This window comes from Aggregicoccus sp. 17bor-14 (assembly GCF_009659535.1).
Taxonomy (GTDB): Bacteria; Myxococcota; Myxococcia; order Myxococcales; family Myxococcaceae; genus Aggregicoccus.
Genome location: NZ_VJZZ01000003.1, coordinates 232,558 through 242,711, shown reverse-complemented (window position 1 = coordinate 242,711; position 10,154 = coordinate 232,558). Strand labels below are relative to the sequence as shown.

Genomic DNA, 10,154 nt, shown 5'->3' with positions numbered 1-10,154 from the left:
GGGCACTTTGTTCGCGGCGCGCTTTGTTCTGCCCGCCGTCCCGTTTCCCCTCAGGAGCCCGACACATGATCCTCCGCAAGAACCCCCTGGCCACGGCCGCCCTGCGCGCGCTGCTGGCCGGTTCCGCCACGGCGCTCGTCGCCGCGTGCGCCAGCTCGGCCCCGGCCGAGAAGGCCTCGGCCGACAAGGCTTCGGCCGCAACCGCCTCCACCGCGCCCGCGGCCGCGCCGGCCACGCCCGCGCCGCCGCCGCCCGCGGCGAGCCCCAAGCCCACCTACGGCACCTTCGGCGTGGACACCGCCGGCATGGACCGCTCGGTGCCCCCGGGCGACAGCTTCTACAAGTTCGTGAACGGCACCTGGGACAAGAACACGGAGATCCCCGCGGACCGCTCGTCGTACGGGATGTTCACGAAGCTCGCGGACGACGCGGCCAAGGTGAACCGCGCGCTCATCGAGGGAGCGGCCAAGGCGGACGCGCCCGAGGGCAGCGAGACGCGCAAGATCGGCGACTACTTCAACACGTACATGGACGAGCAGGGCATCGAGCAGCAGGGCACGAAGCCGCTCCAGCCCGAGCTCGCGCGCATCCAGGGGCTCAAGGATCGCAAGGCGCTCTCGCAGTACCTGGGTGACACGCTGCGCGCGGACGTGGACGCGCTCAACACCGGCGACGTCAACACCGAGCGCCTCATGGGCGTGTGGGTGACCCTGGACCTCAACGATCCCAGCCGCTACGCGCCGGTGCTGATGCAGGGCGGCCTCATGCTGCCGGACCGCAGCTACTACCTGGAGAACAACCCCAAGTTCCAGGAGGTGCGCCAGCAGTACGTGCAGCACGTGGCGAAGATGCTCGGCCTGGCCGGCGTGAAGAACCCGGAGGCCGCGGCCAAGCGCGTGATGGCGCTGGAGACGAAGATCGCCCGCGTGCACTGGAAGCAGGAGGACACGCAGGACGTGGCCCACACCAACAACCCGTGGAAGCGCAGCGAGTTCGCGCGCCGCGCCCCCGGGCTGGACTGGAACGCGTACCTCACGGCGGGCGGGCTCGGGGACCAGCAGCACTTCATCGTCTGGCAGCCCAGCGCCATCACCGGCCTCGCGAAGCTGGTGGGCGCGGAGCCGATGCAGAGCTGGAAGGACTACCTCGCCTACCACGCGGTCGAGCGCGCCGCGGCGGTGATGCCCAAGGCCTTCGTGGACGAGAGCTTCGCCTTCTTCGGCCAGACCCTCTCCGGCGCGAAGGAGCAGCGCGCGCGCTGGAAGCGCGGCGTGGACCTGACCAACGAGGCGCTCGGTGAGGCCATCGGCAAGCTCTACGTGCAGAAGTACTTCCCGCCCGAGGCCAAGGCCCAGGCGGACGCGATGGTGAAGAACGTGATCGCGGCGCTCGCCGCCCGCATCGACGGGCTGGAGTGGATGACGCCCGAGACCAAGGTGAAGGCGAAGGAGAAGCTGACCACGCTCAAGGTGGGCATCGGCCACCCGGACAAGTGGATCGACTACTCGAGCCTCGAGGTGAAGCCGGGCGACGCGTACGGCAACCTGGAGCGCTACAGCCGCTTCGAGACGAAGCGCCAGCTCGCGAAGCTGGGGCAGCCCATCGACCGCAGCGAGTGGTTCATGGTGCCGCAGGAGGTGAACGCGCTGAACGCGCCGCAGCTCAACGCCATCATCTTCCCGGCCGCCATCCTGCAGCCCCCCTTCTTCGACCCCAACGCGGACCCCGCGGTGAACTACGGCGGCATCGGCACGGTCATCGGCCACGAGATCGTCCACAGCTTCGACGACACCGGCGCCCAGTTCGACGCGCAGGGCAAGCTGGCCAACTGGTGGACGAAGGAGGACGGGGAGAAGTTCAAGGCGGCCGGCAAGGAGCTGGCGGACCAGTACAGCAGCTACCACCCGCTGCCGGACCTGGCGATCAACGGCAACCTCACCCTCGGCGAGAACATCGCGGACCTGGGCGGCATCGCGGCCTCGTTCGGCGGCTACCACATGTCGCTGGGCGGCAAGGAGGCCCCGGTGCTGGACGGCTTCACGGGCGACCAGCGCTTCTTCCTCGGCTTCGCCCAGGTGTGGCGCACCAAGTACCGCGAGCCCCTGCTGCGCCGCCTCCTGCTCACCGACGGGCACTCCCCCGGCGAGCAGCGCGCCTCCACGGTGCGCAACGTGGACGCCTGGTACAAGGCCTTCGACGTGAAGCCGGGCACCGCGCTGTACCTGACGCCCGAGCAGCGCGTGCACATGTGGTAGTGCCCCGCGGCCCTGGCGGGGTGAGCCCCGCCAGGGCCGTCGAGGAGTGCCCGGAGTAGGGCTCGCTCCCACCCGGCGCGTCTTCCGTCGAGCAGTCGAAGCCGCGCCGGGCAGGGGGAGATACAGGGGGCGCGCTCCTCGCGTAGCATCGCGCGCGTGAGCCCCTCCGACACGCCCCCGGATCGTCGCCGCTTCCCCCGCCTGCAGGCGCCCGTGTACTCGCGCCCCGCGCGGCTGTCCTTCGCGGCGAAGAACAAGGTGCTGGACGTGAGCCTCGGCGGCGCCCGCATCTACTCGGACGAGAAGCAGAGCGACGGCGCCGAGCTGGTGCTGGACCTCTTCCTGCCGGACGGAACCTCCATGGAGTGCAAGGCGCGCGTGGTGTGGACCGTCACGCTGCCCGCCGATGCGCCCGCGCGCTACGAGGTGGGCCTCGCCTTCACGGACGTGCCCGCGGACGCGGGCCACCGGCTCGAGGCCGTGCTCGTGCACGAGGACTAGCGCAGGGCCCCCCGCTACGGAGCTGCCCCGCCGCGCGGATCTGCGCGCCGTGCGCCGCGGCTCCTCCTCGCGCTGGCGCAGGGCCAGACCCGCACGCGCTCGCACGCCTCCTCGCTGCCGAAGGCCGCCCGCACCGCCACCTTGGTGTGCGAGCCCACCCCTTCAGGAGGAGAGCGCCGTGGCCAGCCGTCGAGCGAGCCGGAGCCGGAGCACGAGCAGCAGCAGCAGGGCGAAGACCCGCACGAAGCGCGCGGGGAGCGCGCTGAAGAACCCCAAGGGAGGCCTCACCGCCGCGGGGCGCGCGCACTTCCGGCGCACCGAGGGGGCCCACCTCAAGCCCGGCGTGCAGGGCCGGGCGGACACGCCGGAGAAGCTGCGGCGCAAGGGCAGCTTCCTGCGCCGCCACTTCGCCCACCCGCGCGGCCCCATGCTGGATGCGAAGGGGCAGCCCACCCGGCTCGCCCTCTCCGCGCACGCGTGGGGCGAGCCCGTGCCGCGCACGCTCGCCGCCGCGCGCAAGCTCGCCCAGAAGGGCCACCAGCTGCTCGAGCGCTACGCGCGCACGAAGTCGAAGGGGAAGGGCGCCGCGGGCGGCAAGCGCCGCGCGGCCAGCGCCGCCGCGGGCAAGCGCCGCGCGGCCTCCCCGGGACGCAAGACGACGGCGCGCAAGGCCCCGGCGCGCAAGCGCTCCACGGCCCGGCGCTGAGCGCGCGGGCCCCGGGACCCTCGAGGACGCTAGGCCGCGGCGGCCTGCTCCAGCTTGAAGCCGCCGCGCTCGAGCATGGCCTTGAACTCGGTCTTGGCCACGGCCTTGGACAGCGCGTCCGCCGGCGCGACCACGCCGCGCTTCACCAGGTCGAAGAGCGCGTCGTTGAGCGTGACCATGCCGGCCGCCTTGCCGGTCTGCATGATGGAGGGCAGCTGGAAGGTCTTCCCCTCGCGGATGAGGTTCGCCACGCTGCCGGTGCCCAGCAGCACCTCGAGCGCCGCGGCGCGCCCGCCGCCGATGCGCTTGCACAGCGTCTGCGAGACCACGCCCTTGAGGCTCTCGGAGAGCATGGTGCGCACCTGCGCCTGCCGGTCGGTGGGGAACTGGTCGATGATGCGGTCCACCGTGGAGGGAGCGGTGTTGGTGTGCAGGGTGCCGAAGACCAGGTGGCCGGTCTCCGCCGTCTCGATGGCGATGGAGATGGTCTCCAGGTCGCGCAGCTCGCCCACCAGCACCACGTCCGGGTCCTCGCGCAGCGCGGCGCGCAGCGCGTTCTTGAAGCCCTGGGTGTGCACGCCGATCTCGCGCTGGTTCACGAGGCACTTCTTGTTCGGGTGCACGAACTCGATCGGGTCCTCGATGGTGATGATGTGGTCCGAGCGGTGCGTGTTGACGTAGTCGAGCATCGCGGCGAGCGTGGTGCTCTTGCCGCTGCCGGTGGGGCCGGTGACGAGCACCAGGCCCTTGGTGAGGTGGCAGAGCTCGAGCAGGTGCGAGCTCAGGCCCAGCTCCTCGGCGCTCTTGATCTTGGTGGGGATCTGCCGCAGCACCGCGCCGATGCCCCGGCGGTCCGCGAACACGTTGACGCGGAAGCGCGCGTCCGCCGTCTCGTGGGCGAAGTCGGTGTCCTTGGTCCGCTCCCACTCCTCGCGGTTGCGCTCCGGGGCGATGCTCCAGAGCAGCTCCTTGAGGCGCTCGGGCGTCATCGGGCGCAGCGCCGGGTCCGCGCAGATGTCCCCGTCGATGCGGAACATGGGGCCGGTATCGCTCGAGAGGTGCAGGTCGCTCGCGCGCCGGCTCACCATCTCCTTGAGCAGGAACTCCATCGCGCCGCGCGCGTCGGCAGGCGGGAGCTTGCGCTGGGACTGCTCGCCCACCGGCACGACGACGTTCGGCAGCGGCGCCACCGGCTCGGCGGCTGCCCGGGGCGCAGGCGCAGGCGCGGGCGCGGCCGCAGGCGCGGGGCTCGGCGGCGGGGCCATGGCCATGGCCTCGGGCCGCACGGAGGCGATGACGTGGCCTCCCACCAGCTCCACCTGCACGCGCACGCGGCCCGGGGTGCTCGCGTAGCTGAACACCTGCGTCCCCTCACGCGCCAGCGCCTCCTGCAGCGGGTACGGCGCGAGCTCGGCGATGAGCGCGATCACCTGCGCGCTGTTGAGGCTCTGCTTGAGCACGGGCTGCGCACCCGAGGGCGAGAGCATCTGGGGGAGCTCACCGGTGCGCAGTACGAACTCCGTGGCGCCCTGGCGGAAGAGTTTTTCGATGGCAGCGTCGAGCTTGGGCATGGGTCGGGACTAGCGTGCTTCCTCGGTGATGCGAGCCACGTGCCGCTTGCTCACGAACACCGTCCCCTCCGAAGTCTGCAGCTCGAGGAAGGGGGCCGGCTCGTTGAGGAAGTCGCTCAGACGGGCGCTGGATTCGGGGCGAGCGTAACAGATGCGCCCCGCGAGCACGCTGCCGTCCAGGAGGTGCACCTGCACCGCGTGCTCCGCACCCGCGCCCACCTCCTCCGGTGGGTCGGTGACCTCACCGTGGGTCACGCGCGCCACCACCAGCGCCGCGCGGTTGATCAGGAGGGTCTCACCACTGCCCACCTCCTGCGCGGGCAGGAAGTCGTGCGGGCCGTTGAGCAGGTCCTCCAGCCGCTCCTCGCCGCCGTGCCCGCTGGCGCGCGCGGAGAGGAACAGCTGCACGTGCACGCGGCTGCCGCCCACCAGGGTGAGCTGCACCGGGAGGCGGCGCTTGGGGACGTGGTAATCGGACATACGCTGCTCCTCCACTGCAATCGGCCGGCCCGGGCGCTCAGGGCGCACGGCGCAGCCCGCGCTTGAGCTCGGCGCACACCTGGCGCGCCGCGGCGGGGCCCCCGGCGTGGGCCGCGCGCACGATGGCGCTGCCCACCACCACCCCGTCCGCGTGGGCGGCGAGCGAGGCGGCCTGCTCCGCCGTGGAGATGCCGAAGCCGGCCACCACCGGCACGCGCGAGGCCGCGCGCACCAGGTCCAGCCGCCCGCGCAGCTCCGGCGGGAGCTCCGCGCGCATGCCGGTGACGCCCGCCACGGAGACGCAGTACAGGAAGCCGCGCGCCTCGCGGGCGATGCCCTGCGCGCGCGCGGGCGGCGTGGTGGGGGCGCACAGCGGCACGAGGTCCAGCCCCGCGCGGTCGAAGAGGTCGCGCACGGCGCCGCTCTCCTCGGGCGGGAGGTCCGGCAGGATGGCGCCGCTCACGCCCGCGGCCGCGGCGGTCTCCGCGAAGCGCTGCTCACCGTAGGCGAGCACCACGTTCGCGTAGGTCATGATGACCAGCGGCGTGTGCGGGCAGCGCTTGCGCAGCGCGGGCACCAGCTCGGTGAGCACGCGGGGCAGGGTGGCGCCGGCCTTCAGCGCGCGCTCGCTCGCGGCCTGGATGACCGGCCCGTCCGCGATGGGGTCGCTGAAGGCGACGCCGAGCTCCAGCACGTCCGCGCCGCCCTCCACCATGGCGCAGAACACCTCGAGCGAAGCGGCGAGGTCCGGGTCTCCAGCCATCGCGTAGCCCACCAGCGCGCACTCGCCGCGCGCGCGGGCCTGCGCGAACGCGGCCTGCAGGGGTCCGAGCGCCTTCTCCGAGCGCGCCATCAGTGCACCCTCCCTTCGGCGCTGGGGGCCTGCGGCATGGGGTGCTTCATGATGATGCCCATGTCCTTGTCCCCGCGGCCCGAGAGGTTCACCACCAGGTGCTTGCCCTTGCCCAGCTCGCGCGCGAGCTCGGCGGCGCGCGCGAAGGCGTGGCTGGTCTCCAGGGCAGGCAGGATGCCCTCGGTGCGGCTCACCTCGTAGAAGGCGGCGAGCGCCTCCTCGTCCGTGGCGGAGCGCACCTCGAGCCGGCCCGCCTTCGCCAGGTGCGCGAGCTCGGGGCCCACGCCCGGGTAGTCGAGGCCCGCGCTGATGGAGTGGGCCTCCTGGATCTGCCCGTGCTCGTCCTGCAGCACGAGCGAGCGCATGCCGTGGAACACGCCCGTGCTGCCCAGGGTGAGCGAGGCGCCGTGCTCGCGGGTGTGCAGGCCGCGGCCGCCGGCCTCCACGCCCACCAGCCGCACGCCCGCGTCCTCCACGAAGGGGTGCAGCGCGCCGATGGCGTTGGAGCCGCCGCCGATGCACGCGATGACCGCGTCCGGCAGCCGCCCGAAGGCCTCCTGCGCCTGGCGCCGCACCTCGCGCCCGATGACGGACTGGAAGTCGCGCACCAGGGTGGGGAAGGGGTGGGGCCCGGCCGCGCTGCCGATGACGTAGTGGGTGTCGTGCACGCGCGCGACCCAGATGCGCATCGCCTCGTTCATCGCGTCCTTGAGGGTGCGGCTGCCGCTCTCCACCGGGTGCACGGTGGCGCCCAGCGCGCGCATGCGGAACACGTTGAGCGCCTGGCGCTCCACGTCCGAGGCGCCCATGAACACCTCGCAGGGCAGGCCGAAGAGCGCGCACGCGGTGGCCGTGGCCACGCCGTGCTGGCCCGCGCCCGTCTCCGCGATGATGCGCCGCTTGCCCATGCGCCGGGCCAGCAGCACCTGGCCCACGGTGTTGTTGATCTTGTGCGCGCCGGTGTGCGCCAGGTCCTCGCGCTTGAGCCACACCTGCGCACCGCCCCACGCCTCGGTGAGCCGGCGCGCGGGGGTGAGCGGCGTCTCGCGCCCCACGAACTCGCGCAGCACCTGCGCCACGTGGGCCTGGAACTGCGGGTCCTGGCGGGCCGCGTCGTAGGCCTGCTCCAGCTCCTGCAGCGCGGGGACGAGGGTCTCGGGGACGTAGCGGCCGCCGAAGGGGCCGAAGCGGCCGGGGGTGGCCTGGGGGTCGTTCTGCGTGCTCATGGGTGGGGTTCCTGCATGAAGGGGGTCTGGGCGGCGCGCACGAAGGCGCGCACCGCGCGGGGGTCCTTGAGGCCGGGCGCACGCTCCACGCCGCTGGCCACGTCCACGCCGTAGGGGCGCGTGGCCCTCACGGCAGCTTCCACGTTCTGGGGGGTGAGGCCGCCGGCCACGAGCAGGGGCAGCCCGCAGCCGCGCAAGGGCTCGAGCAGCGCCCAGTCGAAGCCCACGCCCTGGCCGGGCGAGGCGCCGTCCAGCAGCAGCGCGCGCACGTCGCCCGCCCCCACGTACGCGCGCGCCCGCGCCACGTCCGCGGGGCCGCGCACGCGCACGGCCTTGATGACGGGGACGCCGTAGCCCCGGCACTGCTCCGGCGGCTCCTCCCCGTGCAGCTGCACGGCGCCGAGGCCGCACTGCGCGACGAGCGCGCGGATGCGCGCGGGGGCCTCGTCCACGAACACCCCCACCACGCTGCCGAAGGGAGGCCGCGTGCGGGCGAGCGCCGCCGCGGCCTCGGGGGACACGCAGCGCGGCGAGCGCGCGCAGAAGTTCAGCCCCAGCGCGTCCGCGCCGGCCTCCCACGCGTCCTGCGCGTCCTCGAGCCGGGTGACGCCGCACACCTTCACGCGCACCCGGGTGGGCCCGCTGATGAGCCCACTCAAGATGCACCTCCGAGCAGGCGCGAGAGCGCGCGGCCCGGGTCCGCGTCGCGCAGCAGCGACTCGCCCACCAGCACCGCGTGGGCGCCCGCGGCGCGCGCCGCCGCGAAGTCCTCGCGCGTGCGCAGCCCGCTCTCCGCCACGAGCCCGCGCGCCCGGCCCACCAGCCCCGGCAGCACCTGCAGCGCCGTGGCCGTGTCGGTGCGCAGGGTGGCGAGGTTGCGGTTGTTGATGCCCACGAGCAGCGCCCCGGCCGCGAGCGCGCGCTCGGCGTGCTGCAGGGTGTGCGCCTCCACGAGCGCATCCACCCGCGCCTCGCGCGCCGCGTGCAGCATCTCCTGCAGCAGCGCGTCCTCGAGCGCGTCTGCGATGAGCAGCACCGCGTCCGCGCCGAGCGCCGCGCTCTCCTGCACCTCCTGCGGGGCGCAGAGGAAGTCCTTGCGCAGGACGGGCAGCGCCACGGCCTCGCGGATGGCCAGGAGGTCCTCGGGGCTGCCCCCGAAGTCCTCCGCGTCCGTGAGCACGCTGAGCGCGCTCGCGCCCGCGGCCGCGTACGCGCGCGCCACCGCCACCAGGTCCGGGTGCGGGAAGAGGCCCCCGCTGGGGCTCTTGCGCTTCACCTCCGCAATCACGTGCACGTGGGCGCGCGGGGAGGTGAGGGCCTCGAGGAAGGGGCGGCGCGCGGGGACGGCGCGCGGCGCCTGGAGCGGGGCGCGGTGGGCCAGCTGCTCGCGCTTGCGGGCGAAGATGGCGGCGAGCAGGTCCACGGTGGGGGAGGTCGACGGGGTCATGGGGTGGGGCCTCCGCTTCCGGAGACGAGCGCCTGCAGCTTCGCCGCCGCGGCGCCCGAGTCGATGGCGTGCGCCGCCCGGGCGACGCCGTCCTTCAGGTCCACCGCCTTGGACACGACGACGAGCGCCGCCGCCGCGTTGAGCAGCACCGCGGTGCGCACGCCGCTGTCGCGCTCCTCGCCCCGCAGCAGGGCGCGCAGCCGCTGCGCGTTCTCCGCCGCGTCACCGCCCTTGATGCTCTCGGGCGGCACGGGGCGCAGCCCTGCGTCCTCGGGGCGCAGCGTGAACAGCCGCACGCGCCCGTCCTCGCCGAGCTCCGCCACGTCGCTGGGCCCACAGGGCGACAGCTCGTCCAGCCCGTCGTGCCCGTGCACCACCCAGGCGCGCCGGCTGCCCAGCCGCCCCAGCACGCGCGCCGTCTGCTCCACCCGCTCCCCGGCGAAGGTGCCGAGCAGCTGGTAGCGCGCGCCCGCGGGGTTGGTGAGCGGCCCGAGCAGGTTGAACACCGAGTGGAAGCCCAGCTCGCGCCGAGCCTGCGCCACGTGGCGCAGCGCGGAGTGGTGGCTGGGCGCGAAGAGGAAGCCCAGCCCGTGCGTGTCGATGTCCCGGGTCACGTCCGCGTGGGGACGCTCCAGGGTGAGCCCCAGCGCGGCGAGCACGTCCGCACTGCCGCAGCGGCTGCTCACCGCGCGGTTGCCGTGCTTCGCCACGGTGACGCCCGCGCCCGCGGCCACGAAGGCCACGGCCGTGGAGATGTTGAAGGTGTGCGCGCCGTCACCCCCGGTGCCGCAGGTGTCCAGCACGATCTCGGCCGAGGGGCTGAGCCGCGCGGCGCAGGCGCGCATGGCCTCGGCCGCTCCGAGCAGCTCGTCCTCGGTCTCGCCCTTCATGCGCAGCGCCGTGGCGAACGACGCCACCTGCGCAGGCGTGGCCTCGCCGGCGAGCAGCTGGCCCATGACGTGGGCCATCTCCTCGCGGGTCAGGTCTCGCCGGCAGACGACCTTGCCGAGTGCTTCCTTGATGGGGAGGCCCGCGCTGGGCGCGCGGGCCGGTGCTGCGGGGGTCTCAGTCGATGGGCTAGCGACGCCAACGCCAGCCGCGGAACTCGTCGTTCG

10 protein-coding genes are annotated in these 10,154 nt (G+C 73.8%); 3 read left to right on the top strand and 7 right to left on the bottom strand.

Annotation, left to right across the window (positions count from 1 at the left end; all coding sequences use genetic code 11):
* Positions 1–65 precede the first annotated feature (65 nt).
* The 3 genes from FGE12_RS07490 to FGE12_RS07480 all read left to right on the top strand — a co-directional run bounded on the left by FGE12_RS07490 (position 66) and on the right by FGE12_RS07480 (position 3,462).
* On the top strand, positions 66–2,255 hold the full coding sequence (locus FGE12_RS07490; RefSeq protein ID WP_153865705.1) for a M13 family metallopeptidase: 2,190 nt from the start codon (positions 66–68) through the stop codon (positions 2,253–2,255).
* A gap of 156 nt (positions 2,256–2,411) precedes the next feature.
* Entirely contained in the window at positions 2,412–2,756 is a 345-nt protein-coding gene (locus FGE12_RS07485; protein ID WP_370458906.1) for a PilZ domain-containing protein, read from the top strand.
* A gap of 178 nt (positions 2,757–2,934) precedes the next feature.
* A complete protein-coding gene (locus FGE12_RS07480) occupies positions 2,935–3,462 on the top strand; it encodes a DUF6321 domain-containing protein (RefSeq protein WP_194797681.1) in 528 nt (175 codons plus the stop codon).
* Between the two features lie 29 nt (positions 3,463–3,491).
* On the opposite strand, the gene FGE12_RS07475 is transcribed toward FGE12_RS07480, so the two are convergent.
* From FGE12_RS07475 to trpD, 7 genes are read right to left on the bottom strand one after another with little or no spacing between them, the layout of a single operon-like run.
* Entirely contained in the window at positions 3,492–5,033 is a 1,542-nt protein-coding gene (locus tag FGE12_RS07475) for a type IV pilus twitching motility protein PilT (RefSeq protein ID WP_153865704.1), read from the bottom strand.
* Positions 5,034–5,042: 9 nt separating this feature from the next.
* Positions 5,043–5,513, bottom strand: coding sequence for a hypothetical protein (locus FGE12_RS07470; RefSeq protein WP_153865703.1), 471 nt, complete (start codon positions 5,511–5,513; stop codon positions 5,043–5,045).
* Positions 5,514–5,550: 37 nt separating this feature from the next.
* On the bottom strand, positions 5,551–6,366 hold the full coding sequence (gene trpA / locus FGE12_RS07465; RefSeq protein WP_153865702.1) for a tryptophan synthase subunit alpha: 816 nt from the start codon (positions 6,364–6,366) through the stop codon (positions 5,551–5,553).
* Complete coding sequence (gene trpB, locus FGE12_RS07460; protein ID WP_153865701.1) at positions 6,366–7,592, bottom strand: tryptophan synthase subunit beta; 1,227 nt, start codon at positions 7,590–7,592, stop codon at positions 6,366–6,368. The genes trpA and trpB overlap by 1 nt, the downstream gene beginning before the upstream one ends.
* Entirely contained in the window at positions 7,589–8,251 is a 663-nt protein-coding gene (locus tag FGE12_RS07455; RefSeq protein ID WP_153865700.1) for a phosphoribosylanthranilate isomerase, read from the bottom strand. The genes trpB and FGE12_RS07455 overlap by 4 nt, the downstream gene beginning before the upstream one ends.
* On the bottom strand, positions 8,248–9,039 hold the full coding sequence (locus FGE12_RS07450) for an indole-3-glycerol-phosphate synthase (RefSeq protein WP_153865699.1): 792 nt from the start codon (positions 9,037–9,039) through the stop codon (positions 8,248–8,250). The genes FGE12_RS07455 and FGE12_RS07450 overlap by 4 nt, the downstream gene beginning before the upstream one ends.
* On the bottom strand, positions 9,036–10,061 hold the full coding sequence (trpD, locus tag FGE12_RS07445; protein WP_194797712.1) for an anthranilate phosphoribosyltransferase: 1,026 nt from the start codon (positions 10,059–10,061) through the stop codon (positions 9,036–9,038). Before trpD ends, FGE12_RS07450 begins: the two co-directional genes overlap by 4 nt.
* Positions 10,062–10,154 lie beyond the last annotated feature (93 nt).

Bases quoted from the DNA above. Each gene is read 5' to 3' on its own strand.
- FGE12_RS07475 (WP_153865704.1), bottom strand. From the start codon at position 5,033: ATGCCCAAGCTCGACGCTGCCATCGAAAAACTCTTCCGCCAGGGCGCC.
- trpB (WP_153865701.1), bottom strand. From the start codon at position 7,592: ATGAGCACGCAGAACGACCCCCAGGCCACCCCCGGCCGCTTCGGCCCC.
- FGE12_RS07470 (WP_153865703.1), bottom strand. From the start codon at position 5,513: ATGTCCGATTACCACGTCCCCAAGCGCCGCCTCCCGGTGCAGCTCACC.
- FGE12_RS07490 (WP_153865705.1), top strand. From the start codon at position 66: ATGATCCTCCGCAAGAACCCCCTGGCCACGGCCGCCCTGCGCGCGCTG.
- trpA (WP_153865702.1), bottom strand. From the start codon at position 6,366: ATGGCGCGCTCGGAGAAGGCGCTCGGACCCCTGCAGGCCGCGTTCGCG.
- FGE12_RS07450 (WP_153865699.1), bottom strand. From the start codon at position 9,039: ATGACCCCGTCGACCTCCCCCACCGTGGACCTGCTCGCCGCCATCTTC.